This window comes from Kribbella steppae (assembly GCF_004342025.1).
Classification (GTDB): Bacteria; Actinomycetota; Actinomycetes; order Propionibacteriales; family Kribbellaceae; genus Kribbella; species Kribbella steppae.
Genome location: NZ_SLWN01000005.1, coordinates 13,743 through 38,468 on the forward strand (window position 1 = coordinate 13,743; position 24,726 = coordinate 38,468).

The window sequence follows — 24,726 nt, forward strand, 5'->3', positions numbered from 1 at the left end:
ATCACGTATAGACGAACTGGGCACTCGCCACACCGTCGGTGTCGCTCACCACCCGCACCCAGTGCGCGCTGAACCCGGGCGGGAACACGTGGGTGCGGACCTGCCCCGGCTCGACCGTCAACGACTCGACCGCGCCGAACCGGCCGTGCCCGTGGAAGTCGATCTCGACCGTGATCGTCAACGGCGACGAGCTGAAGTTCTCCAGATGCAGGCACTTCCCGTCGAACCCGGTCATCAGATAGGGATCCGAAGGCTCACCGGCGACCACCGGCGTCTCCCACCACGGACCGCCCCACCCGGCCGGCTTGCCGAAGCTCCACAGGTCGTCGGTCTTCCCGAACCACAGCCCGGACTGCGGTTCCGCCGTGGTCGGGTTGAGCCCGTGACTCGGTGACGCATTGTCGGCGCCGGCGACGAGCATCCCGCGCCAGGAGCAGAAGTCCCCGAGCACCCACAGGTGGGTCGAGATCGGCCGGACGCCCCAGATCCTGCCGCCGTACGCCCACGGCGACAGCTCGTAGAACATCCCGTGGTGGTCGAGCAGCAGCCGCTCGTGCTCGACCTCCCGGATCCGCGGCCACTCGGTCTGCCACTTGTGGTCGAAACAGTGCGACGCCTTCGGCAGCCGGTACCGGGTCCACTTCTGGTCCGACTCGGTGAACACCTCGAGGATCGCCGACGCGCGATCCCAGCCGGCCGCGAAGATGGTCCCGCCGAACTCGTGCCGCCCGCCGATCGCGGTGAACGGGTCCTCCGCCAGCACGCGCCACGCCGTACCGTCGTACTCCGCCAAGCGCCCCCGCGACCGTTCACCGGCCCACTCGGGCTCGGCGTACTCGTTGGAGCAGACCACGAGACGACCGAACGACGTGTAGCAGTCCTTGTAGTGGACCTTCATCTCGCCGTCGGTATCGAGCTCGTCGTTCAGATCGAAGAGCTGCACACACTCGTACGTCGTGAGGTCGAGCTCGAACAACTCGCCTTCCATCGCGAGGACGTAGACATGCGTATCCGGTTTCGTCAGGTGGCGCGACGTACCGCAGACCCGGAGCGGCTGGAGCTCGGGGATCGTGACGATCTTGTGGTCGGCGCTGATCACGTGCGGCCCGAGGACCAGTTGAGAGGTCGGGAAGTGCACGAACCGGTTGGTGTAGGTGCCGTCGACGCCGAGCGTCTCGGGCACGATCTCCATCGACAGGTCCGGCTCGATCCGGCGCAGGCTGACGCCGGCACCGGACCGTGCCTTGTGCGAGTTGTAGTTCTGGACGTAGAGCTTCCCGTTCCACGGCATCAGCGAACCGACGCCGAGCTCGCTGCGCGGCGGACCGAAGTCGCCGATCTGCGCGAGATGCGGGAAGACACCTGAGACGTTCTGCATCATTTGATCCCTGTGTGAGTCATGGCAGCGATGAACCGGCGTTGCAGGACGACGAAGACGATCAGCACCGGGACGATCGAGATCACCGACGCGGCCATGGTCAGGCCGGGGGCGATCTGGCCCTGTTCGTCGACGAAGTTGGTCAGGCTGAGCGGCAACGTGTAGCGGTCCGGGTTGCTGATCAGCACCAGCGGGGTCTCGTAGTCGTTCCACGACCAGACGAACGCCAGGATGCCGAGCGCACTCATCACCGGTGTTGCCAACGGCAAGTAGATCCGGGTGAACACCTGCCACTCGTTCGCACCGTCCATCCGGGCCGCCTCGGCGAACTCGGCCGGCTGGCTGACGAAGAACTGGCGCATCAGGAAGGTGCCGAGCACGGTGAACATGCCGGGCAGGATCAGCGCCCAGAGCGTGTCGTAGAGCCCGAGCTTCTGGAAGTAGATGAACCGCGGCACCAGCAGCAGCTGCGCCGGGATGATCGCGGTCGCCAGGTACAGCAGGAACAGCCGGTCCCGGCCCTTGAACGACATCCGCGCGAACGCGTAGCCGGCCATCGTCGCGGTGATGAGCTCACCCGCAACCCGCAGTACGGCGACGAAGACGGACCGGCCGAACGCCGGTAGCACCGAGGTCGCGCCGGTGAGGACGGTCTGAAAGTTGTCCCACTGGAACGGGTCGGGGATCCACTGCATCGGGATGCGGTACGCGTCCACGTCCGCCTTGAGCGCGGTCGACAGCATCCACGCGAACGGCGCGAGGAAGGCGATCGCGAGGATCCACAACGGGATCCCCCAGTACCACTTCGACTTAGTCATGGAGGGCCCTCCCACGCTGCGCGCGCCACGTCACCAAGGTCAGTGCGAGTACGCCGATGAACGTCACCAGGCCGATCGCCGACGCGTAGCCGAACCGGTAGAACTGGAAGCCGGTCTGGTACATGTAGTACGAGATCGTGGTGGTCGAGTCACCCGGACCACCTGCCGTGATCAGCGCGATCAACCCGAAGCCCTGGGAAGCGCCGATGATCAGCGTCACCAGCAGGAAGATCGTTGTCGGCAGCAACGACGGCCAGGTGATCACGCGGAACTTCGCCCACGCCCCGGCACCGTCGATGTCGGCCGCCTCGTACAGCTGCCGCGGCGCGTCCTGCAGCGCGGACAGGTAGATCAGCGAGCAGTACCCGACACCACCCCAGACGGCCATCACGATCAGCGCCGGCAGTGCCCAGTGCGACGACGCGAACCAGCCGGGCTGCAGACCGAACGCGTCGAGCACCTGGTTGACCAGGCCCGCCTTCGGGTTCATCAGCATCAGCCAGGTCATCCCGATCGCGACCACGTTGACGATGTACGGCAGGAAGAAGATCGCCCGCAGTACGGCGCGACCCGGCAGCGGCCGGTTCAGCGCGATCCCGAGTGCCAGCCCGAGGACGACGGTCAGCGGCACGCTCACCCCGACGTACACCAGTGTCAGACCGACCGCCCGCCAGAAACCGGGGTCCTGGGCGATCGCGACGAAGTTGTCGAGGCCGTTGAAGGTGATGCCGCCGAGGCCGGAGACCAGGTTCCAGTCGGTGAAGGCGAGCACGATGACGCTGATCAGCGGGATCAGGGTGAAGGCGATGACACCGAGCAGGTTGGGCGCGATGAAGAGGAATCCGATCCAGCCTCTCGGCTTGATCCCGGGCGCCTTCCCGGTCCGGACCGACGGCGGCCCCGAGCTTGTGGTGACGGCTTCCTCAGCCGTCGCGACCGTGGTGGCCATCAGGACCTCCTCTCGTTACGGGCGATCGCTGCGTCGGCGAGCCGCCGTACCTCACGGATCGCGACGCCGGGGTCCTTCTCACCCAGCCAGCACAGGTCGCCCTGCTGCTTGACCGCGAGGCTGATCTCCGGGAACCCGGTCAGCCGGGTGTCGGTGGCGAGTTTGGGATCGGAGTCCAGGACGACGCGGCGGAACGACTCGACGTCGAAGAACTCCTCCGGCTCCTTGCCGAGCATGCCGGTGATCACCTGGTCGTCGGTGACGTTGCCGAGCGTGGGCAGCTTGCCGGCCTTGAGCATCGGCGCGGATCCTTCGGTGATCCAGAACTTCACGAACTCCCAGGCCGCCTCGAGTTTCGGCGAGTGCGGGTTGACCATCACGAAGTTGCTGTAGCTGCCGCCGTTCCAGTCCTTGCCGTCGACCGTCGGCGGCGGTGCGAACGAGACCTTGAAGTCGTGCGGGTACTTCTTCGGGTCGTACAGGTACCGCAGATTGAACGGTGCCGTCGACCACAGATGGAACTCCTCGCGGAGGAAGGAGTTCTGCTGATAGGCGTTCAGGTGCCGGGACAGCACCTCGCTCCACGGGAACGCGGACCCCTCGGCGATCATCTCCTGCCCGAGTCGCAGCCCCTGCTCGAAGTGCGGATCACCGAAGTTCGAGCGATCGCCGTCGTACCAGTAGTTGGGACCGAGGGCGATCCGGGCGACGTCGGGGATCGAGTAGGCACCGATCGTTGTCCCGGTCGTCAGACGTTGGGCCGTGCTGCGGTAGTCCTCGATCGTCCACTGCCGTGGGAGGTCGACACCGGCCTGCTGCCGGAGCTTCTCGTTGAAGAGGACGAAGCCCGGCTCACGGGCGGTCGCGAGCGCCTTGACCTTGCCGTTCTCGATGTACGCCCGCGGCTCGACCGTGTCCAGGAAGGGTTTCAGGTCCGGATCGGCGGTGACTCGGTCGGTCAGGTCCGCGGCCAGTCCGGACCCGGCCCGCAGCGCCATCGACGCCTGTGAGTAGGTGAAGTACACGTCGATGTCGAGCCCGCCCTGCAACGCGGTGTCCAGCTTGAGGTTGCCGCGGGGATCGTTGACGAATCGCGTGTAGTTCACCTTGTACTGCGGGAACTTCTTCTGGAACGCCTCGACGACGGCCGCCGGGCCGGACGCCGCCGGTACGCCGCCCCATACCTGCAGCGCACTCGACCGCGCGCCACCGGACGAACACCCCGGCACGACCGCCGCGGCCGCCGCCGCGCCCAGCCCGGCGAGTACCTCCCGCCGTGAAAATCCTTTGCGCCTCACACTCCACCTCCCACCAGATTTCGCAAAAGATTAGCGAGAGTGGAGTGCTTTGCCTAGCCCTGGTGCAAATCTTTTTCAGACTAGCGTACCGACGAACGGGTAGTCTCCCGCGTACAGCGCGGCAGGTACACCATCCACGGTGGACTGGATGACCGGCCCGGTACTACTACCCGTTCCTCGGTACGCCGATCCGTTGCGCCACCGCACTCCGGACGGTCGCGACTACCCAGTTCGGATCACCAAGCACCTGCTGATAGGTGAACCTCAGGACGAGCCACCCGTCCGCGACGAGTTCGTCGTACCGGCGGCAGTCGGCGGCAAAGTCTCTGGCCGAGCCGTGGAACTCGTAGCCCTCGGCCTCCAAGGCGACCCGCGCCTGCCGATGTCCCAGGTCTACGCGTACACGGAAGGTGCCCAGGTCGACCAGGACCTGCGGCTCGAAACCGTCGACACCGGCCGATACCAGCAGGCCTCGCAGCATCGACTCGAGAAAGCTGTCCGCGCGACCGCTGGCGGCCGCCGCGACCTGGACCGCGTTCGGCCGTCCCGATCCTCGCATCGCGATTGCCGCAGCCTGCAGTTCCTCGGGTGTCAGCCGACCGCCGGAGAGCGCGGCGTCGGCCACCGCGAGCGCCTCGCCGAACGGCAGGATCCGAGCACAGTCCAGGACTGTTCGCAGCAACGAGGTCCTGCGCCGGCTCGAGTCAGCCGACGCGATGGTGCCCCAGTGCAGGACCGCAGGCGGTCCGGAACGGGCATTGCGGTTCATCGGCAAGGTGATGTGGGGTTTCGGCGGCACGACGAGCAGCGGCAACTGCCAGCCGGCGGCCGCACTCGTATGCGAGATGACCCCGTCATAGGCGATGGCCGCCGCCAGGTCCGGGGCGAGGCCGGGTATCCCGTAGATCCCGCGCGTGAGCCGCGCGATGTCGCCGCGACGAACCGCCGCCGCCAGCGCACGCCGGGAGGTCGCGCTGACCAGCTCGGCGGACGTCGCCCAGCCGCCTTGCCGGATCAACACTTCGACGACGGACTCCACCCGACAATGCTGCCGGAGTAAGCGGGGTTCCGGCCGGCGCTATCCACAGCGGACCGAAGGACGGGTGGTAGTCCCGAGTGGCGCCCCGGAGACACGCCTGGCGTTGCGCGCGAACTCACCGCAGGGAGGACTATTACCCGTTCTTCGGTACGAATCAGAGACTGCTGTTCACCAGGACAGGTTCATTGACCAAGGTGATGCCGAAGGCCTGGTGGACCTGGGCGCGGATGTGGCCGGCCAGGCCGAGGATCTCCTTGGCGGTGGCGCCGCCGCGGTTGGTGAGCGCCAGGGTGTGCTTGGTCGAGACCGAGGCGGCGCCGATCGCGAAACCCTTCGGGATGCCGGCGTGCTCGATCAGCCAGGCCGCGCTGGTCTTCACCCGGCCGTCGGGTTGCGGCCACTGCGGTGCTCCGGCCGGTACGTCGGACGCCGTGTCGAGGATCGGGTTGGTGAAGAACGAGCCGGCACTCCACGTGTCGTGGTCGGACTCGTCCAGGACCATGCCCTTACTCCGCCGCAGCCCCAGCACGGCTTCGCGTACGTCGGTCATCGGCGCGCGCGACCCCGGCTCGACCTCGAGCACTCGAGCCAGTTCGGCGTACCCGACCGGTGCGGACAAATCGCCGATCTTCAGCTGGAACGCGACCTCGAGTACGACGTACCGCGAAGGATCGGCCTTGAAGCGCGAGTTCCGGTAGCTGAAGCCGCAGTCGGCCGCGAAGATCGTCTGGACCTTGTTGTCCACTCGGTCCCAGACCCGGACCGACGCGATCGTCTCGGCCACCTCGTGACCGTAGGCGCCGACGTTCTGGACCGGGGTCGATCCGGTCAGCCCAGGGATGCCGGACATCGACTCCAACCCACTCCACTCCTCGGCGATCGCGCGCTGGACCACCGTGTCCCAGTCCTCGCCGGCCTGGATGTGGACCATCGCGCCTGAGCACATGTCTGCGTCGACCTCGATCCCACGGGTGGCGACCTTGATCACGGTGCCGCGGAACCCTTCGTCGCCGATCACCACGTTGCTCCCGCCGGACAGCAGCAGCACCGGTTCCCCGGCGGCGTCGGAGTCGCGGACGGCGGTGATCAGATCGTCCTCGGTGGTGACCTCCACCAGCTTGTCGGCCAGCCCTCCGATCCGCAGGGTGGTGAAGTCGGCCAGGCGTACGTGGGTCTTCACTGGACGCGCACTACCGCCCTGGACCGGCCGAGGACCTTCTCCTCGCCGGCGATCGCGGTGATGTCGATCTCGGCCAGCCCGTCGGCGACCTTGTCCACCTTGGCCGAGAACGTCACGCTCGTGCCCTTGTCGTCATCCGGTACGACGACCGGCTTGGTGAACCGTACGCCGTACTCGACCAGATCGGCCGGGTCGTCGAGCCAGTCGGTGACGACCCGGACCGCGGAGGCCATGGTGAGCATGCCGTGCGCGATCACACCGGGCAGACCGAGCGCGGCCGCCATCCGGTCGCTCCAGTGGATCGGGTTGAAGTCCCCGCTGGCACCGGCGTACCGGACCAGGTCCTCGCGCCGGAAAGTGACGGTCAGCGGCGGCAGTTCGGTGCCGACGTCGATGGTCATGGGGCCTCCCGGCCTGGACTGAGGAGCGGAGGGAGACCGGCCAAAAGCACGGTGCTCATGCTTCCGCCCGGTTGTGCGAGATCGTGGAGGTCGAGGTGGCGATCGGCTCGCCGTCGACCGTGGTCAGGGCGGTCTCGTACATGATCACCTCGACGTCACCGGCCTTGCGCACGGTGGTGATGGTCGCGGTCGCGGCGATGTCGTCGCCGGCCTTGATCGGGCGGGTGTAGGCGAACTTCTGCGCGCCGTGCACGATCCGGTCGAGCCGCAGCCCGAGCTCCTCGTCGCTCAGCAGCTGCTCCAGCGCCCGGCTGCCGAGCATGAAGGCGAAGGTCGGCGGTGCGATCGCGTCAGCACCCCGGTACGCCGGGTTGGAGTCGCCGATCGCGTCGGCGAACTCGCGGATCTTCTCCCGGCCGACCTGGTAGGACTCGGCGGCCGTGTAGCTCCGGCCGACCATCGTGGCGTCGATCGTCATATCCCGTAACCCTACTGGCAGACTAGGGAAGGCGTACCTGCCGGTCCCACGCCGTAGCGAGCAGGTGCTCGGTGCGGTAACTCGGCGTGCTGGAGCAAAGGCCTCGATGCGGGTTTCATCGTGGCCTTTGCTCCAGTGCGGCGAGATGCCGTGCCGAGTGCCGCGCAGTAGGCGTGGGACCGGCAGGTACGCCTTGATGCGAGTGCCGCCACCCACTCTCAGTAAGACCGGACTGGGAAGGTAGAACGTGACGGCAGTAACGGCGCTGGCTAGGTACGCGCCCCGGTACAGGCTGGACATCGGTGCGCCGGAGGGCCCGGAGTGGCTCCGGGTGGACCGGATCCTCGAGCAGGACGGGCCGGAGCTCACCGAGCTCCTCAAGCGCGACCACGACGCCAGCGGGCACACATCTGCCCACGCTAACGCGCTCAGCTTCATGTCCTTCTACGCCGGCCGCGCACCCGCGACCGCACTGCTGTGGTGGGCGCTGGAGGGCCATGTCCTCGACATCCGCCCGCACAATCTCTGGGTCCGCCCCCACGACGGCCACGGCCTCGCCGCCGTCGCCATCCGCTCCGCCCGCTACCTCCCGGGCGGCCTGGAGACCCTGTACGACGTGGTGCTCCGGCAGCACCTGCTACCACTGTCCGCCGAGCTCCACCGCCGTACCCGGGCCGGACTCCGCCAACTCCAGGGCGGTGTCGCAGCCGGCTGCGCGATGGGCTTCTGCGCCGCCAACCGCGAGCAGGAGACGGTGTCCCCGACCTATCTGCTCGATCGCTGGCGGACCTTCGTTGGGAACGCCCCGGGCGGGCTGGCTCGGCTGGGCGACGTACAGGAGGCGGCCGGGAAGCTCGTCTACCTCCGCAACACCTGCTGCCTCTACTACACCAGTGAGGTCGGCACCGGAACGCTGTGCGGTTCCTGCTGCCTGACCCCGCGCGACGAGCGCCTGGCCGCCTACGAGGGCGGCCGACCCATCCTCACCGTGTAACTAGTGCGCTGAGGCATAGCGAAAGGGCCGCTTCGGTGTCCGAAGCGGCCCTCGCGAAGAAGCTGGGGTCAGCGGGTTTCGCGGTGGTCGGTGTGGTCGTTGCAGCGGAAGCAGTACTTCTTCAGCTCAAGACGATCCGGGTCGTTGCGCCGGTTCTTCTTGGTGATGTAGTTGCGCTCCTTGCAGACCGTGCACGCCAGCGTGATCTTCGGGCGGACGTCGGTTGACTTGGCCACTGCTGCCTCTTCTTGTCAGGAGTGCGCAACTTAGGTGATCGCACTCTCGAGATACTGCGTTGGTAGGTAGCGGGGGCGGGAGTCGAACCCGCGACACCACGATTATGAGCCGTGTGCTCTAACCACCTGAGCTACCCCGCCGGGGAGAGTCCGTCACCCCACCCGGCGAACCGGGTGAGATGTCGTTCTCAGAGCCCCTTTACGGAATCGAACCGTAGACCTTCTCCTTACCATGGAGACGCTCTGCCGACTGAGCTAAAGGGGCGGGCCGAGGAGAGAGATTACACGGTCCGCCGCCTCGATGTGAAATCGAGCCGGGCGCACCCTGTGCCCCCCTCTGTCCGACCCGGAAAGCATACCGGGTCCGCAGAGTCCTTCTGACCAATTTTCAGCCCAGTACGTCGTCATCCGCGGAAAAGTCGTCGGAGGCGTCCGAGGGCGGGTGCGCGAGGTGCCACCGCACCGACCGACGCAGACTCTCGGCCGGGTCGACCGGTGCCCACCCGAGCACCGTCCGCGCCTTCCACGAGTCCATCAGCAGGTGCTGGTCCAACGTCCCGGTCAACGACAGGTCCTCCGGCAGCAGATCGTCCCGGACCCGCACCAACTCCACGTCCGACCCACCCGCCGCGGCCAGGATCTGCTCGGCGAACAGCCGGTACGGCGTTGTGACCGGCTCCACGATGTTGAACGCCTCACCCCGATGGTCACCGGCCAGCGCCAACGACACGGCCGCTGCGACATCACCGACATACACCCGGCTGAACAGGAACTGCCCCGACCCGATCGGGATCCGCTTCCGCCCGGCCCGCACCCGCCGCAGGACGAACTCGAACCGCCGCTGGTAGTCGTGCTCGCCGTACACCGCCCCCAGCCGCAGCACGGTCGCTCCCCGCGGCAGGTACCGCTCCTCCATCTCCAGGTTCTCGTACTGCGGCCCGTCCACGAACCGCCGCTCGCGCAACGGAGCGGACTCGGTCAACGGCAGCCCGTCGCTGGTCCAGTTGGAGTGCAGACCGTCGTACGCGCGATAGACGTCACCACTGGAGATCGCCACCAACTTCACCGACGGCCCCACCGCACCCAGCGCCGCGTCGGCCGCGGCAGCGTTCATCCCGGAGACGTCAACGAGCGCCTCCGGCTCGAACGGCTTCAACGCGGCAGCCAGCGCCGGCCCGTCATGCCGATCCACGTGCGCGTGCTCGACGACGGGGAGCCCCGCAGGCTCGTGCTCCCCACGGTGAACCACGAGCAGCTCGTGTCCATCCCCCACCAACCGCTCCACGACTGCCCTGCCGATGAACTGGGTTCCACCCAGGATCGCAATCCGCATTCCCCCAGTCCTACCCGCCGAACCAGCCCCCGCCTAGCACCGTCTGCGCCCAGCAGAACCAGCCCGCCTAGGACTCGGTCCACACCCGGCTCGGGTACGACGTTCGGAGTGCCGGCATCACCTCCGTGACGAACGTCTCCACCGAGGCCCGGTTCTCATCCTCCGGGAGGCCTGCGACCTCAAGCGAGATGCCCGACAGTTCGTGGCCGAAGGCCTCCTGGTAGCGGCCGAACTTGTCGATCACCTGCTCCGGCGACCCGACCAGCACCGACCCACCCTCGAGGAACTCCTCCAGCGTCTGGAACGGCAACTTGTTGTGCCGAGCCCCCGGCGAGTCCATGAACGCATCGAAGATGGGTCGGTACCCGTCCACCGCCTCCTGCGACGTCTTCTTCACGTACAGCCCGTTGAAGCCCGCCCCGACCACAGCGTCGGCCGGATCACGCCCGTACGCCTCCCACCGCTCCCGGTAGTGCCGGATCAGCCCGGCGTACTTCTCCAGCGGGTGGAAGCCGTTCGCCGAGAACAACGGATCACCCCAGCGAGCCGCCAGCTCGGTCGACTCCGTCGACGACGCCGAGCCATGCCACAGCGGGATGCCATCGACCCGATAAGGCCGAGGCTGACTCGTCGCGTCCACCAACGCAGGACGATAGGAACCCGACCAGGTGACAGCTGTCTCCCGCAGCAACCGCCGCAGCAGCTCGTACTTCTCCCGGTTCCGATCCCACTGGCCCTCGAGCGAGTACCCGAACAGCGCGTTCTGGTCCGGGTCGTTGCCCTTCCCGATGATGATGTCGAGCCGCCCACCCGACAGCTGGTCCAGCGTCGCGTAGTCCTCCGCCACGCGGACCGGATCCAGCAGCGACAGCACGGTCACCGTCGTCAGCAGCCGGATCCGCGACGTCACCGCCGCGATGTACGACAACACCACCGGCGGAGACGACGAGATGAACCGCTGCGCGTGCCGCTCCCCCACGCCGTACGCGTCGAACCCCAGTTCCTCCGCCCACTGCGCCTGCTGTACGACGTGCTGGAACCGCTGGTACGGCGTCAGTTGCACCCCGCTGATCGGGTCCGGCGAGTTGTCGATCAGCGTGTAGGTACAGAACTTCATCGCGGCTTCTTCTCGCCTGCCGTGATCGGCAGGCCGAGGCGGTTACCTGCGACCGGCGCCGGGCAGGTCCCGTACGCCGTGAACGCGAACGGCAGGTTGATGGTCCGGTTGAAGTCGATCAGGACTGAGTGGTCCTTCTCCACGACTCCAGTGGTGACAGTGCGCCAGGGAGCCGTCTCCTCCCCGTTTGTCTTGTCGTGGAAGGACAGAGTGAGCCGTCCACCCCCGGCAGCCGTCGCCACCAGTTCGTACGCCGACCCGCCGAGCGCCACGTGGACAGTGCCGACCGCAGTGACGTGCTGACGGAGGTCATCGCGGGCTGTGGAGACCTCCACCCGCTCCGGCTCCGGGTACGGCGTGTAGTACGCCTTCACCACCCAGTCCGGATTCAGTGGGTACGTCGGTACACCGCTGAACCCACGCCGGGTCGATGCCCGTGGGTCTCGCTGGCGAACGGCGTACCGTCCGCCTCGCCGCACGAGTTCCGCGAGGCGGTCGCCGTACAGCAGCCAGCTCAGTGAGCCCGCCTCAGGCACACTTGCCGACGTCTCGCCGTGCACTGGCTCACCGCCCAGTGTCAGCTCGCCATCGGCCGTCACCGACGCCTGCTGGTTGTCGGCCCACCACTTGCCCGGCAGGCCGCGGATCAACCCAGGCGCCGGTGGCAGCCAGTCGAAGGCGACTACGGTCAGCCAGCCGTAGTCGGTGTCCAGGTCCTGTTCGCGGGCAGCGTGCCACGTCTGCCAGTCCTGCTCGAGGTCGGAGACGACGGTCATGAGGCCAGGTCCTTCCGGGAGTTCTGCTCGCGGTGCGCCACTTCGGACCGGACCAGCGGGATGACGTAGCGGCCGAAGTCGATCGCGTCGTCGTAGATGTCGTAACCGCGGGCGGAGAAGATCCGGATCCCGAGGTCGTAGTAGTCGAGCAACGCGGCCGCCACCGTGTCCGGCGTACCGACCAGCGCGGTCGAGTTGCCGCCACCTCCGGTCAGCCCGGTCGGGGCGGTCCACAGCGCCCGGTCGTGCCGCTCGCCGGCCTCGACCGCCGTCAGCAACCGCTGGGAGCCGGCGTTCTCGGGCGTCTTCGACCGGAGGCGCGTGTTCAGCGGGACACCACCGGCCCGCACGGTCTTGATCCGGCCGAGAATGCTTTCGGCCTTCTCCCAGGCGAGTTCCTCGGTCGGCGCCAGGATCGGCCGGAAGGCGATCTGGATCGTCGGACGGTCCGCACGACCTGCCTTCGAGGCTTCGGCGTCGATGGTCGCCAACTGGTCCCGCGTTCCGGCCAGCGGCTCACCCCACAACGCGAAGATGTCCGCCTCGGCCGCACCCACCGCGTACGCCGCGGCCGACGAACCACCGAACGAGATCCGCGGCCGCGGCTGCTGCAACGGCTTGATATCCGCCAGAAACTGCTCGAAACGATAGAACGAGCCGTTGAAGTCGAACCGCTCGTCCGAGGTCCAGGCCTGTTTGAGGATCTGGATGAACTCCCGCGTCCGCCCGTACCGGTCGTCCTTGGCCAGGAAGTCGCCCTCGGCCGCCTGGTCAGCGGTCGACCCGCCGGTGATCACGTGGACCTCGAACCGGCCGCCGCTGATGTGGTCGAGCGTCGCGAACGTCTTCGCGGTCAGCGTCGGGTAGGCGACGTTCGGCCGGTGCGCGACCACCAGGTTGATCCGTTCGGTCCGGCCGGCGACGTACGCCGCGACCTGGGCCGGGTCCGGCGACCCCGAGTGGTAGGCGAACAGGATCCGGTCCCACCCGTTGTCCTCGTGGGCACGGGCGAGCTTGGCCGTGTACTCCAGGTCCAGCGGGCCGCCGGTTCGCGGTGTGACCTCGCTGGCCGGGTTGGTCCCGGCGATTCCCAGGAACTCAACTGGCATGGCGTTCTTCCTTCCGTACGGTGGGTGCGAGAAGCTTCAGGAGGTGCCTGGCGACCGCGTCGTTCTGCCGGAACCCGGCGCCGTTGAAATGTGGCCGCGAGAACCCGGACGACCCGGCCGAACCGGACACCGACGGCCCGAGCAGGAACAGCGACGGGTGGACGCTGCCGTCGGCCCGGATCGCGCGACACTGCGAGTCCGCCTTGAGCTGACCGCCGCCGAGACTCGTCCCGTCCGCGGCGAACAACTCGTCGGCCGCCAGTACGCCGGACGCCAGCAACCCGCGCAGCAGCGGATCGGTCGCAGCCAGTACGTCGGGGCGCGGCAACCGAGCCTCGACGAACGCACGCGCCCGGATCTCCCCGGCCACACCGGAGCTCCGGGCCACGAACTGATCGTTGTCGATGGCAACATCAAGATCAGGACCGGCGAACCGGACGATGCCGGCTCGATGCAACGCGAGCAGTTCCTCCAGCCGCCGCGGCGGTGGACCACTCGCCACGAACGAGAAGAACCCGTGCCACTCGGTCTCCACATGCCGGACCCGATCCTCGTCCGACAACCGCCCTTCGGTGATCGCCACCGACAACACGCTGTAGATGCTCAGCAGCGCATTGAAAACCGCAAGATCAGCCGAGTACGACGCATCCGCGCGCCGCAGCAGATCCGTCTCGATCAACCCGGCCAGGAACTGCTCGAACCGGTCCCGGTCCTCGAAGAACCGCCCGTTCAACGGCCGATCCACGGCAGCGCGCACGAACCGGTCGTTGGGATCCGGTACGGCGTCCTCCACCGCCGCGATGAACTCAGGGGCTGTCGGCCACGACCCGTCGAGCACGGAAGCGAATCGTTGCCACGACCACCGAGTCCGCTCCGGATGCGCGCTGAACAGCTGCTGATAGTGGGCGAACGTCAGTTCCTTGTCGATCAACGGGCTCAAGTGGGTCTGGAAGTCGAGCACCCCGGCGCCGAGCTCGTCCAACGCGGCCTTGGTCAGATAGCGGGTCGGCACCGGCTTCGTCCCGGCCACTGTGTAACCGAGCTTGGCGTGATACGGCACTCCGCGGCGCGAACCGACGTACAGGATCGGCTCGTTGCCGGACGGGCGGTAGCTGAGCAGGCCATCGCACTCGTCGTACCAGCCGCCGCGTCCCTCGGTGAGCAGGACCATCAGGTCGATGAACGCCTGACCGAAGCCGCGGACGATCACGTTCTCGCCCGACCGCAGGTCATCGAGGTCGACGTCTGCGGTGTAGCCGGGTGGGATGTAGGTCAGGCCCGCGTCGGATGCGCGCGCTGCCCAGGCGGTCTCCGATGCCGTCGGCAACCGGTCGAGGTAGCCGAGGGCCAGCACCACGAGGTCGGCGTCGATCTCCTTGCCGGACGCGAGCACCACGCGTTGATCGGCCGTCAACTCGACTGCACGCTCCAAGTGGGTGGTGACGGTCGCGGGCAGGTCGCGGACCACCCGTTCCCAGACCCACGCGAGGTACTCGGCCTGCAGTAAGCGCGGCGGGAAGTCCATCGGACCGGCCGGTTCCAGAGCGGCGCGCTCCAGGATCACGGCGCCCTCGCCGGCCACCCAGGTGGCGAGGTCCGGGCCGGGGATGATCGGTCCGTCGCACTCGACCGATTCGTCGGTGAAGATCGTGACGTCGGATGTCATCGAGTTCATCCAGAGCAGCCGCGACTGGTCCCGCCGCCAGATCCGGCCGCCGCCGGCCGGAAACGGATCCACCACGTGGATCTCCAGCGATCGCTCGCCCAGCAGTTCAGGAGCGCTCGCCGCGAACCGTTCGAGCAACCCGACCGTGCGCGGTCCGCCGCCGACGAACACGATCTTCGCCGGTGAGTTGGAGTGGCCGACCCCGGGCGCGCGTGGCCGGCGGAACTCCGCGGCGACGACCTGTTCCTGCCTTGTCATGTGTCCAGCCCGAGGTGTCCGCGCAACGTCGTACCGGCGTACTCGGACCGGAACACCCCACGCTCGCGCAGGAGGGGGACGACCCGGTCGACGAAGTCGTCCAGGCCGCCGGGTGTGAGGTGTGGGACCAGGACGAAGCCGTCGGCCGCGTCTTCCTGGACGTGACGGTTCAGCGCTTCGGCGACCGTCGACGGGGAGCCGATGAAGGTCTGGCGGTTCTGCTGGTTGATCACGGTCTCGCGCAACGACCAGCCGTGCGCCTCGGCCTGCGCCCGCCATTCCGCCACGATCGGCGCCGGGTCGTTGTAGCCGACGCGCCCCTGGGTCACGGACGACCCGACCACCGGGTCCTCGGACGGCAGCGGACCATCCGGGTCGTACGCCGAGAGATCGCGACCCCACAGGAGTTCGGCCAGTACGAGAGCCGTTGGTCCGGAGACCTGCTGCTCGCGGATGTACTGCGCCTTCTCGACCGCCTCCGCATCAGTGTCCGCGACGACGACCGTCACCGCGGGCATGATCTTCAGCGACTCGTCGGTCCGCCCGTAACGGGCCAGCCGCGACTTCACGTCCTTGTAGAAGGTCTGCCCGGCTTCGAACGTCCCGTGCCGGCTGAAGATCACGTCCGCACCCGACGCCGCGAACTCCCGGCCCTGATCGCTGTCGCCGGCCTGGATGACCACCGGCCGGCCCTGCGGCGACGGCGGCAACCCGAACCGCCCGCGGATGTCGAAGTGCGCGCCCTCGTCCGCGAAGGCCCCAGCGCCCTCGCGGGCGAAGACACCCGCCGCCTGGGCCAGGACCAGATCGTCCTCGGTCCAGGAATCCCACAATTTCCGCACGATCCGCAGTGACTCCTGCGCGCGGACGTACCGATCCGCCTTGTCCAGGTACCCGCCGCGGCGGAAGTTCTCGCCGGTGAACGCGTCCCACGACGTCACGACGTTCCAGGCCGCGCGTCCGCCGGAGAGGTGGTCGAGGGTGGCGAGGCGCTTGGCCAACTCGTACGGCTCGTTGAACGTCGAGTTCACCGTCGCCGCGAGGCCGAGATGCTGGGTGACCGCGGCCAGCCCACTCAGCACCGTCAGAGACTCTGGCCGGCCGACCACGTCGAGGTCGTGGATCTTGCCCTTCACCTCACGCAGCCGCAGTCCCTCGGCCAGGAAGAAGAAGTCGAACGTCCCGCGCTCGGCCGTCTCGGCCAGATGTTTGAACGACGCGAAATCGATCTGCGACCCCGACTCCGGATCTGACCACACCGTGGTGTTGTTCACGCCCGGGAAGTGCGCCGCCAGATGGATCTGCTTGGTCATCGCTCGCTCCCCACATACCGGCTCCCCGGCCGCGCCAGCCCGAGCCGGCTCCTCAGCGTCGCCGCCCGGCCGACCGGCCCGATCAACTTCCTTGCCCGCAGCAACGGAATCAGCCGCTCCGCGATCACAGGTACGTCGACCTCCAGCGAAGCCGGCCGCAGTTGCACCCCATCCACGCCCGCCGCAGCCCACTCTCCAATCAGGTCAGCCAGCCGCTCCACCCCACCGATGTGGTCAAGGTGACTGGCCCCGTCAGCCCGCAAAGCAGCCGCCGCCGGGTCCTCATCCAGCAACACCCCCACCGAAACCAACACCCGCGGCGACCCCGCGCCGACTCGGATCGCAGCCAGCCGCTCCTCCAACTCCCCGACTCCCGGCAGCAGGACCAACTCGGCCTCGGCGGCTGTTTCCAGGGCCTCCGGGGTGTTTACCCGGATCGCGGTGATCGGGTGACCTTGGGGCGGGCGAGGGACGATCGAAGGACCTTTGATGTTGAACGTCGGGCTGGAGTAGTCGACGTAGTGAATGCGGTCTCGGTCTATGAAGCGGCCGGTCGACGCGTCGCGGATGATGGCGTCGTCTTCCCAGGAGTCCCAGAGGTGTCGGCTGACATCGACGACGTACCGGGCCTCGCGCCAGGTGTCGGCGGCGGGAGCCGGTTCACGACGGCCGATCACCGCGGCCGCCTCCTCCGACGACGACACGTCTGCGACCCACCCACCGCGACCGGACGAGATGTAGTCGAGCGTGGCGACGGACGCCTGCACGTGGAACGGCTCGGTGTGCGTGACAGTGATCGTCGGCAGCAGTCCGATCCGCTCGGTCGCCGGTGCGATCCGGGCCGCCAGACCGAGCGCATCCAGCCGCACGCTCACCCGATCGGCAATATCCGCCGGCGCTTCCAGTGCATCGGCGAAGGTCGCGATGTCGACCCCGGCCGCCTCGGCCCGTTGCACCGCACGCAGGGCGAGTTCACCGGTGAGGATCGCGGCCGGGTCCACCTCAGGCCCACGCCAGGCAGCCGGATGCCCGCCGGCACCATCGATCTCGATCGCGGTGATCAACCGCCGCCGACTCACGACGCCACCTTCAACGCGACGCTCAGGTCCTTCGTGAACCGCAGCGGACCGATCGACTCCGGGTCGGCCGACGTGTCGAACTGCGGCTCGAACCCGACCGCCAGGTACAACCCCGCCGCCTCCGGTTGCCGCGGGCCGGTGGTCAGGCAGAGCTTGCGGTACCCGAGGTCGATCGCGGCCGCCTCCAACTCTGTGAGGACCCGACGACCCAGCCCCTGCCGACGGTGCAGGTGCGAGGTCCACATCCGCTTCACCTCGGCGGTCTGGTCGTCGTACCGACGGATGGCGCCGCCGGCAACGGTCCGGCCGCCGTACCGGAGCAGGACGAACGCGCCGCCGCGCTCGGGATGGAAGTCGGACGGCGGGACCTCGGTGAGCTGGGTGTTCTCGTTGGTCCGGCCGTACCGGGTGCTGTACTCGACGACGAGATCGGCGAGGAGCGGCGCCGCCTCGGGATCCTCCGGGCGAGCGCGCACCGCCTCGATCCCGGCGAGCTGGACCGGCACACTCTCGGCCGGCCGGCTGCCCTCGACGGTGGCGAGGAACGCCTCGGTCACCTGGTAGAGCGGCACCGACGCCGCCGGGTCAAGGAGCAGCCCGCCACCGTCGTACAGGCGAATGTGGGACGACAGCACGAACCAGCCCTGCCCGATCGCGCCGGCACCGAGGCTGGTGAGCACCGGCCGGAGCGCGTAGTCGATCACCAGGACGTGCGCCGGCGTACCACCCGTTGCCAACGGCAACACCGTCTTGCCTCTCAAGGCGTACTGCGGCAACAGGTCGAGGAACACCTTGAGAAGCCCGGAGTACGCCGCCTTGTAGACCGGCGTGGTGACGACGACGGCGTCGGCGGCCTCCAACACCTTGACGGCCAAGGCGATCTCCGGGTCGTCGGCGCGACCACGGAGCAGAGGCTCGGCCGAGAGGTCGCGCAGGACGATCGGGGGGACGGTGTGACCGTGGCTGATCAGCCGCTTGGTGACGTACTCCAGCACGGCGTCGGTACGAGAAGGATCGGACGGGCTGCTGGAGATGGTTGCGATGGTTGCCATCTGTGTCGCCTCCTACTTCTGTTTGTCCTTGGGCAGGCCGGGCGGGTTGATCAGGGACTTCGGCACTGCCTCTGCGTCCAGGCCCCACTTCTTCAGGACCTTCGCGTAGCTGCCGTCGGCGACCGCCGCGTTCAGTGCGTCCGCGAGCGGCTTGACCAGGCCGTTGTCCTTCTTGGTGGTGATCCCGACCAGGCCCTGGACCGGGTAGCTGGACGACACCGTGCCGACGATCTCGGTCTTGGCCTGGGTCGCCACGTGGTACGAGGCGTTCGGGTTCGGGCCGAGGTAGAGGTCGATCCGGCCGGACTCCAGCGCGAGGTACGTGTCCGACGCCTGCTGGTAGTACTTCGGGTTCGCGGGCTTACGTCCGGCGGCCGCGTTCTGCTTGTTCCAGTCGAGCAGGATCGCCTCCTGCAGCGTGCCCGAACTGACCGCGATGGTCTTACCGGAGATGTCGGCCGGACCGGCGATCTTCAGGCCGGAGCCCTTCTTCGCCTCGAACGCGTGCAGGCCCAGCCGGTAGGTGGCGAAGTCGTACTTCTCCTTGCGCAGTTCGGACACCCCGATGTTGGAGATGCCGACCTGGTACTTGCCGGAGTCGAGCCCGAGGAACAGGTTCTCCCAGCTGGTGGTCTGGATCTCCGCCTTGAGGCCGAGCACACTCGCGACCAGGTAGGCGATGTCGATCTCGACACCGATCGGGGTCTTGTTGTCGTCCGCGGTGAAGCCGAGCGGCGGCAACCCGCCACCGGCCGAACCGTTGCCGACGACAAGCGTTCCGCTCTCCCGGACGGCGGCCGGCAGTTCGGCCGCGATGCTGTCGACCTTGGCCGACGTGATGTGCTGCTGATTCGCCGAGGTGTCGAACGCGACCACCGAGGCGTCACCAGCCCTGGGAGCCTCCGTCTGCGGATCCGCACAGGCAACCGGCGCCGCGAGTACGACGATTGCCGCGAGGGCCGCCCGCCAGCCGACCGCTGGGCGTACCGAATTCAAGCGTTGCGTCATCAGGATTCCTCAGCTCGTCAGGGGAAGGCCGGGTGGGTTGATCTCGGACTTGTCGACCGCTTCTGTCGACACGTTCCAGCGCTCCAGGACCTTGGCGTAGCTGCCGTCCGCGATGACGCCATCGAGGGCCGCCTGGTACGCCTTGACCAGTCCGCTGTTCTTCTTCGTGGTGGCCGCGATCAGGCCCTGCAGCGTCGGGCCGGCACCGGAGAACTTGCCGATCGTCTCGGTCTGGCCGGACGTCTTCACGTGGTACGCGATCGACGGGTTCGGCCCGAGATAGGCGTCGATCCGGCCGGAGCTCAGCGCCAGATAGGTGTCGGACTGGTTGTTGAAGTACTTGATCGTCGCGGCCGGCAGCCCGGCCTTGACGTTCGCCTCGTTCCAGTCGACCAGGATCTTCTCCTGGTTCGTGCCGGAGCCGACCGCGATCGTCTTGCCGGCCACGTCCTTGCCGCCGGCGACCCGCCAGGGATTGCCCTTCTTCGCCTCGAACGCGATGTCGTCCTTGCGGTAGGTGGCGAAGTCATACTTCTGCTTGCGCTTCTCCGTCACCGTGATGTTCGAGAAGCCCGCGTCGTACCTGGCCGAGTCCAGACCGATGAAGAGATTCTCCCAGCTGGTCACCTGGATGTCTGGCGTCAGCCCGAGCGCCTCCGCGACCAGGTAGGCGATGTCGATCTCCAGGCCGATCGGGGTCTTGTTGTCGTCGGCAAGGAATCCGAGCGGCACGTTGCCGCTGCCGAAGCCGGCGCCGACGATCAGCGTGCCGCGCTCGCGGACCTTCGCCGGCAGCAGCGCGGCGGCTGCTTCGTTCTTCGTGGTGGTCACGCGGTTCTGCTCGGCCGACGTGTTGACGCCGGTGTCGGTCGCAACCTGGGCCGGCGCGGCCGTGCAGCCGGTCAGGAGGAGAAGAGCCGCGATCAGGAGACGTTTCATCAGTCAGAGAACCTTGGAGATGAAGGCGCGGGTGCGCTCGTGGACGGGGTTGTCGAGCACCTCGTGGGGTGGACCCGACTCGACGATCCGGCCGCCGTCGATGAAGACCACCGTGTCGGCGATCTCCCGGGCGAAGCCGATCTCGTGGGTGACGACGACCATCGTGGCGCCGTCGCGGGCGAGCTCCTTGATCACGTCGAGGACCTCGCCGACCAGCTCGGGATCGAGGGCGCTGGTGGGTTCGTCGAACAGCAGGACCTTCGGCCGGAGCGCCAGCGCACGGGCGATCGCGACGCGTTGCTGCTGGCCGCCGGACAACTGGCGCGGGTACACGTCGGCCTTGTCACCGACTCCCACCCGCTCGAGGAGTTCGCGGGCCAATGACTCGACCTCGCTGCGCTTGCGGCGCTGCGACGAGACCGGTGCCTCGACGACGTTCTGCAAGGCGGTGAGATGTCCGAAGAGGTTGAAGTTCTGGAACACGAACCCGACCTGCGACCGCTGGTGCAGGATGTCGCGCTCGCGCAACTCGTGCAGCTTGTTGCCGCGCCGCTTGTACCCGATCAGCTCACCGTCGATCCGGATCAGCCCGCGATCCACCTTCTCCAGATGGTTGATCGAGCGCAGCAGCGTCGACTTGCCCGACCCGGACGGCCCGAGGATCACCGTGACCGAGCCGGCCCGCACCTCCAGATCCACACCCTTCAGGACTTCGAGATCCCCGAAGCTCTTGTGCACGCCCTTGATGTCCACCATTGCGCTCATCGGGCCGCCTTCACTTTCAGGTCGCGCCAGGTACGCCGTACGCGCTGGACCGGAGTCGGTGGCAGCTCACGCGTCGTACCGCGGGCGAAGTGCCGCTCGACGTAGAACTGGGCGATGGACAGCAGTGTGGTCAGGACGATGTACCAGACCGTCGCGACCATCAGCAGCGGGACGACCCGGCTGTTGCGGCCGTAGATCACCTGCACCTGGTAGAAGAGCTCCGGGATCGCCATCACCGAGACGATCGAGGTGCCCTTGAACAGGCTGATCACCTCGTTCGCGCCGTTCGGCAGGATCGAACGCATCGCCTGCGGGAGCACGATCCGGAAGAACTGCCGCAGCCTCGGGATCCCCAGCGCGGCGGCGGCCTCCAGCTGGCCCTGGTCGACCGAGATGATGCCGCCGCGGATGATCTCGGCGGCGTACGCGGCCTGGTGCAGCGCCAGTCCGAGCACCGCCGCACCGAGCGGGCCGAACAGGTTGTTGGTACTGAAGTGCACGAACTCCGGGCCGAACGGAATGCCCAGGCTGAGCTCCTGGTACAGGTAGGCGATGTTGAACCAGAACAGCAGCTGCACGATCAGCGGGATCGAGCGGAAGGCCCAGATGTAGCCCCAGGCAACTACTTGGAGGAACGGGCTGGTCGACAACCGCATCGTCGCGATCACCGCACCGAGGGCGAACCCGAGCACCGTCCCGTACACGGTCAGCTGGATGGTCACCCAGAGCGCGGCGAAGATCGTCCGGGTGGTGACGAACTGGAAGAACGTCGGCCAGTCCCAGCCGGGGTTGGTGGCCAGGCCGTGCACGAACATCGCGAGCAGGACGAGCACGACGGCGACGCCGACCCACCGCCACGGATGCCGCCGCCCGACCACGGGCAGATCGGCATCGTCCGGTACGGCGGTCTGCGGCGGGTCGGCGGCATGCGGAGCGGAGGTGAGCGAGGTGGTCGGCACGGGTTCTCCCTGGCGGTGGGCAGGCTTCGCGGGCGCTCGGGCGGCGCGGATGCGGGCACGGCGCGGCAGACGTCCGGTGGCCGGACGCCGTCGTACGGAATGTGCTGTCGGGTCAGCGCAGACAGAGGGCGCTGGAGACGCGCAGGAGGTCGATGTGGAGGCGGTAGTACGGCAGTGCGCGCGTCATTTGCGTCCTCCTCGGTAGCTCCTGAATCGATCGGTGATTCCAGTATGGGTCGACTTTGAAAGTTAAGTAACTTGGTCGACAAACCTCTCAATATATGGACGGCTTATACCGGTGTGGAGGGGCTGCTCGGCGCCATTTGCAGAGTGATGCGCGTCACGCCCGCCTTCAACTACCCGGCGGTTCGACTCACGCCTGAGCGTCTACGCGGGGGCAGGGATCCTTCACCGTCCGTGTGCGATTTTGTTCATCTGACCGCAATCCACGTTTGAAGGCACCGTGACCTTCTCTTATGGTCGAGGGCGCTACTGCTTCCCCCCGGCAGTGGTGCCCCTCCCTGGAAGGCCCCTCGTGTCCCCCCACTCTGACGTGCCGGAAACAGAACGGCCGGCACCGAGTCGTCCTGCTGCCCCGCGCCGGGCGGCCAAGCATCGTTCCTCCCGTCGAAGTCTCGGCCGCCGTACCCAGCTGATCGGCATGACCGCCGCTCTCGCCGCCGCGGCCGGCACCACCGCTGTCGGTATCACCTCCTCCGCCACCGGATCCTCCACGGCCAACACCGGACTGAGCCCCTCACAGGCCGGCGACCTGACCGCGGCCAGGATCGATCGGCGGGACCTCGGTTCCCGGGACGCGTCCCGGGTCGACCTGAACCTCGCGGCGACCCGCAAGGCGCAGGCCGACAAGGCTGCCCAGCAGCGGGCCGCGCGCCTGGCCGCGAACGCGACGCTGACCCAGCGTCGTGCCCTCGCGCTCGCCGCGGCCAAGGCAGCCGCCGCCAAGAAGGCGGCCGCGCAGGCCCGTGCGCTCGCCGCAGCGAAGGCGGCCGCGATCGCCAAGGCCAAGGCTGAGGCAGCGGAGAAGGCCAAGGTGAAGGTCGTCCTCCCGACCACCGGCTACCACCTGACCGCTCACTTCGGCCAGGCCGGCGGCCGCTGGGCCAGCAACCACACCGGTCTCGACTTCGCCGCACCTCTCGGTACGCCGGTTCGTTCGGTGATGGCCGGTGAGGTCATCCAGGCGGCGTACGAAGGTGCGTACGGTCGCCAGGTGAAGGTCCGGCACGCCGACGGAACGGTCACGTCGTACAGCCACATGTCCGAGTTCGACGTCTCGGTCGGCGACATGGTGACCGCCGGCGACCCGGTCGGCGCCATCGGCATGACCGGCAACACCACCGGCCCGCACGTCCACTTCGAGGTGCTGCCGGGTGGCGGCTCGCCGATCGACCCGGAGCCGTGGCTCCGGGACCACGGCGTCAACCCGTAGTACCCAGGAACCTCGCCACGGTCGCCACGAAGGCGTCGGCATCATCCAGGCATAACCCCGATCCTCCCTCACAACATCTTGGCCATGTCGATGGCGTCGACGTAGGTGCCTTCGATGAGGAACTCGTTGGGGTGGGTGCCTTCAATGACGTAGCCGTGGCGTTCGTAGAGGCGGCGGGCGACGGTGTTGGTGCCGTGGACGTGCAGGCTGATCTTGCGGGCGCCGCGGCGTTTGCCCTCGGCGGCGGCCGCATCCAGGAGGGCGGTGGCGACGCCTTGACCGCGGGCATCGAGGGCGACCGCGAGACCGTTGATGGTGAGGACGCCTTCGCCCTCGGGGAACGGGTACTTGTCCTGCAGCCGGAGGTAGCCAACCACCTGGCCGTCGTACTCGGCGACCAGGTGGGCCTCCGGGCCGCTGCGGGCGAAGAAGCTGTCCCGGATGTGCTCCTGGTACGACGGGAAGCCCGTGGTGGCGTCCCAGGAGGTCTGATCGATCCGGAGGAGTACGGCGTCGTCGGTCTCGACGGCACGGCGAACGGTCAGGCGGTTGGCGGTCACCCGACAATCCTCACCCTCCGACCAGGTCAGCCCCCTTCCCTAGCGGGTCTCCTCCGGCGGATCCGGGAGTACGGCGAGGGGACGCTGCCGCCAATGGACGTCGTGCCAGGCGTCGAGCTTCCACCCGATCTTGCGGTAAGTGCCGATTTCTTCGAATCCGAGCGCCTTGTGCAGTCCAACGCTGGCGTCGTTCGGCAGCGTCATCCCGGCGACCGCCGTACGGAAGCCACGCTCGGTCAGCCGCTCGAACAGGGCCTCGTAGAGCGCTCGCCCACCACCGGTCCGGCGGCGGCCGAGCTCCAGGTAGACACTCACCTCGCAGGACCATCGGTACGCCGCTCGCGGCTTCATCGGACCCGCATACGCGTACCCGACAACCCGGCCATCATCGTCCTCCAGCACGATCCAGGCATGGGTCGCCTGCGTGCTCTCGATGCGCGCGGCCATCTCCTCGACCGTCGGCGGCTCGATCTCGAACGTGATCGCCGTACCGGTGACATAAGGCGCGTAGATCGCCGCGCAGGTCTCGGCGTCGAGCCGCGACGCATCTCTGATCTTTGGCATGTCA

26 protein-coding genes and 2 tRNA genes are annotated in these 24,726 nt (G+C 67.8%); 2 read left to right on the forward strand and 26 right to left on the reverse strand.

The window, feature by feature from the left end; all coding sequences use genetic code 11:
• Position 1: 1 nt before the first annotated feature.
• The 8 genes from EV652_RS14905 to EV652_RS14940 form a co-directional block, all read right to left on the reverse strand.
• Positions 2-1,378, reverse strand: coding sequence for a hypothetical protein (locus EV652_RS14905; protein ID WP_206752088.1), 1,377 nt, complete (start codon positions 1,376-1,378; stop codon positions 2-4).
• The gene (locus EV652_RS14910; protein ID WP_132209728.1) at positions 1,378-2,196 is read right to left on the reverse strand and encodes a carbohydrate ABC transporter permease; all 819 of its coding nucleotides are present in this window, start codon (positions 2,194-2,196) and stop codon (positions 1,378-1,380) included. Before EV652_RS14910 ends, EV652_RS14905 begins: the two co-directional genes overlap by 1 nt.
• The gene (locus EV652_RS14915; protein ID WP_132209729.1) at positions 2,189-3,145 is read right to left on the reverse strand and encodes a carbohydrate ABC transporter permease; all 957 of its coding nucleotides are present in this window, start codon (positions 3,143-3,145) and stop codon (positions 2,189-2,191) included. The genes EV652_RS14910 and EV652_RS14915 overlap by 8 nt, the downstream gene beginning before the upstream one ends.
• Entirely contained in the window at positions 3,145-4,443 is a 1,299-nt protein-coding gene (locus tag EV652_RS14920; RefSeq protein WP_132209730.1) for an ABC transporter substrate-binding protein, read from the reverse strand. The genes EV652_RS14915 and EV652_RS14920 overlap by 1 nt, the downstream gene beginning before the upstream one ends.
• Before the next feature lie 166 nt (positions 4,444-4,609).
• A complete protein-coding gene (locus EV652_RS14925; RefSeq protein ID WP_132209731.1) occupies positions 4,610-5,482 on the reverse strand; it encodes a type IV toxin-antitoxin system AbiEi family antitoxin domain-containing protein in 873 nt (290 codons plus the stop codon).
• Between the two features lie 154 nt (positions 5,483-5,636).
• Entirely contained in the window at positions 5,637-6,662 is a 1,026-nt protein-coding gene (locus tag EV652_RS14930; RefSeq protein WP_132209732.1) for a UDP-N-acetylmuramate dehydrogenase, read from the reverse strand.
• On the reverse strand, positions 6,659-7,063 hold the full coding sequence (locus EV652_RS14935) for a MaoC family dehydratase (RefSeq protein WP_132209733.1): 405 nt from the start codon (positions 7,061-7,063) through the stop codon (positions 6,659-6,661). The genes EV652_RS14930 and EV652_RS14935 overlap by 4 nt, the downstream gene beginning before the upstream one ends.
• 55 nt (positions 7,064-7,118) lie before the next feature.
• Positions 7,119-7,541, reverse strand: coding sequence for an FAS1-like dehydratase domain-containing protein (locus tag EV652_RS14940; RefSeq protein ID WP_132209734.1), 423 nt, complete (start codon positions 7,539-7,541; stop codon positions 7,119-7,121).
• A gap of 247 nt (positions 7,542-7,788) precedes the next feature.
• On the opposite strand from EV652_RS14940, the gene EV652_RS14945 reads away from it, so the two are divergent.
• Positions 7,789-8,535: a hypothetical protein gene (locus EV652_RS14945; RefSeq protein ID WP_132209735.1), complete on the forward strand. Its 747-nt coding sequence runs from the start codon at positions 7,789-7,791 to the stop codon at positions 8,533-8,535.
• 68 nt (positions 8,536-8,603) lie between these two features.
• Here the strand turns inward: EV652_RS14945 and rpmG are convergent, their stop codons facing one another.
• From rpmG to EV652_RS46155, 16 genes are all read right to left on the reverse strand, one after another.
• Positions 8,604-8,771, reverse strand: coding sequence for a 50S ribosomal protein L33 (rpmG, locus tag EV652_RS14950; protein WP_132209736.1), 168 nt, complete (start codon positions 8,769-8,771; stop codon positions 8,604-8,606).
• Between the two features lie 67 nt (positions 8,772-8,838).
• A tRNA-Met gene (locus EV652_RS14955) sits at positions 8,839-8,912 on the reverse strand.
• 51 nt (positions 8,913-8,963) lie between these two features.
• Positions 8,964-9,036, reverse strand: a tRNA-Thr gene (locus EV652_RS14960).
• A gap of 123 nt (positions 9,037-9,159) precedes the next feature.
• On the reverse strand, positions 9,160-10,104 hold the full coding sequence (locus EV652_RS14965) for an NAD-dependent epimerase/dehydratase family protein (protein WP_132209737.1): 945 nt from the start codon (positions 10,102-10,104) through the stop codon (positions 9,160-9,162).
• A gap of 67 nt (positions 10,105-10,171) precedes the next feature.
• Positions 10,172-11,221, reverse strand: coding sequence for an LLM class flavin-dependent oxidoreductase (locus EV652_RS14970; protein ID WP_132209738.1), 1,050 nt, complete (start codon positions 11,219-11,221; stop codon positions 10,172-10,174).
• Complete coding sequence (locus tag EV652_RS14975) at positions 11,218-11,997, reverse strand: DUF1684 domain-containing protein (RefSeq protein WP_132209739.1); 780 nt, start codon at positions 11,995-11,997, stop codon at positions 11,218-11,220. Before EV652_RS14975 ends, EV652_RS14970 begins: the two co-directional genes overlap by 4 nt.
• On the reverse strand, positions 11,994-13,106 hold the full coding sequence (locus EV652_RS14980; RefSeq protein ID WP_132209740.1) for an LLM class flavin-dependent oxidoreductase: 1,113 nt from the start codon (positions 13,104-13,106) through the stop codon (positions 11,994-11,996). The genes EV652_RS14975 and EV652_RS14980 overlap by 4 nt, the downstream gene beginning before the upstream one ends.
• Entirely contained in the window at positions 13,096-15,030 is a 1,935-nt protein-coding gene (locus tag EV652_RS14985) for an FAD/NAD(P)-binding protein (RefSeq protein WP_132209741.1), read from the reverse strand. Before EV652_RS14985 ends, EV652_RS14980 begins: the two co-directional genes overlap by 11 nt.
• Positions 15,027-16,343: an NtaA/DmoA family FMN-dependent monooxygenase gene (locus EV652_RS14990; RefSeq protein WP_132209742.1), complete on the reverse strand. Its 1,317-nt coding sequence runs from the start codon at positions 16,341-16,343 to the stop codon at positions 15,027-15,029. The genes EV652_RS14985 and EV652_RS14990 overlap by 4 nt, the downstream gene beginning before the upstream one ends.
• The gene (locus tag EV652_RS14995; protein ID WP_132209743.1) at positions 16,340-17,422 is read right to left on the reverse strand and encodes an LLM class flavin-dependent oxidoreductase; all 1,083 of its coding nucleotides are present in this window, start codon (positions 17,420-17,422) and stop codon (positions 16,340-16,342) included. Before EV652_RS14995 ends, EV652_RS14990 begins: the two co-directional genes overlap by 4 nt.
• Complete coding sequence (gene ssuE, locus EV652_RS46010) at positions 17,419-18,474, reverse strand: NADPH-dependent FMN reductase (RefSeq protein ID WP_132209744.1); 1,056 nt, start codon at positions 18,472-18,474, stop codon at positions 17,419-17,421. Before ssuE ends, EV652_RS14995 begins: the two co-directional genes overlap by 4 nt.
• A 12-nt stretch (positions 18,475-18,486) precedes the next feature.
• Entirely contained in the window at positions 18,487-19,482 is a 996-nt protein-coding gene (locus EV652_RS15005; protein WP_132209745.1) for an ABC transporter substrate-binding protein, read from the reverse strand.
• A gap of 9 nt (positions 19,483-19,491) precedes the next feature.
• Positions 19,492-20,421 carry an ABC transporter substrate-binding protein gene (locus EV652_RS15010; protein ID WP_132209746.1) on the reverse strand — a complete coding sequence of 310 codons (930 nt, stop codon included), beginning with the start codon at positions 20,419-20,421 and terminating at the stop codon, positions 19,492-19,494.
• A gap of 3 nt (positions 20,422-20,424) precedes the next feature.
• Positions 20,425-21,177 (reverse strand): amino acid ABC transporter ATP-binding protein, encoded by a 753-nt coding sequence (locus tag EV652_RS15015; RefSeq protein ID WP_132210214.1) that lies wholly within the window; start codon positions 21,175-21,177, stop codon positions 20,425-20,427.
• 5 nt (positions 21,178-21,182) lie between these two features.
• Positions 21,183-22,145: an amino acid ABC transporter permease gene (locus EV652_RS15020; protein ID WP_132209747.1), complete on the reverse strand. Its 963-nt coding sequence runs from the start codon at positions 22,143-22,145 to the stop codon at positions 21,183-21,185.
• A gap of 112 nt (positions 22,146-22,257) precedes the next feature.
• Entirely contained in the window at positions 22,258-22,332 is a 75-nt protein-coding gene (locus tag EV652_RS46155) for a putative leader peptide (RefSeq protein ID WP_369410014.1), read from the reverse strand.
• 474 nt (positions 22,333-22,806) lie between these two features.
• Here EV652_RS46155 and EV652_RS15025 point away from each other — a divergent pair, with 474 nt between their 5' ends.
• Entirely contained in the window at positions 22,807-23,598 is a 792-nt protein-coding gene (locus EV652_RS15025) for a M23 family metallopeptidase (protein ID WP_132209748.1), read from the forward strand.
• Between the two features lie 68 nt (positions 23,599-23,666).
• Here the strand turns inward: EV652_RS15025 and EV652_RS15030 are convergent, their stop codons facing one another.
• Both EV652_RS15030 and EV652_RS15035 read right to left on the reverse strand, forming a co-directional pair.
• Positions 23,667-24,158 carry a GNAT family N-acetyltransferase gene (locus tag EV652_RS15030; protein WP_132209749.1) on the reverse strand — a complete coding sequence of 164 codons (492 nt, stop codon included), beginning with the start codon at positions 24,156-24,158 and terminating at the stop codon, positions 23,667-23,669.
• Positions 24,159-24,197: 39 nt separating this feature from the next.
• Complete coding sequence (locus EV652_RS15035) at positions 24,198-24,722, reverse strand: GNAT family N-acetyltransferase (protein WP_132209750.1); 525 nt, start codon at positions 24,720-24,722, stop codon at positions 24,198-24,200.
• Positions 24,723-24,726: the final 4 nt, after the last annotated feature.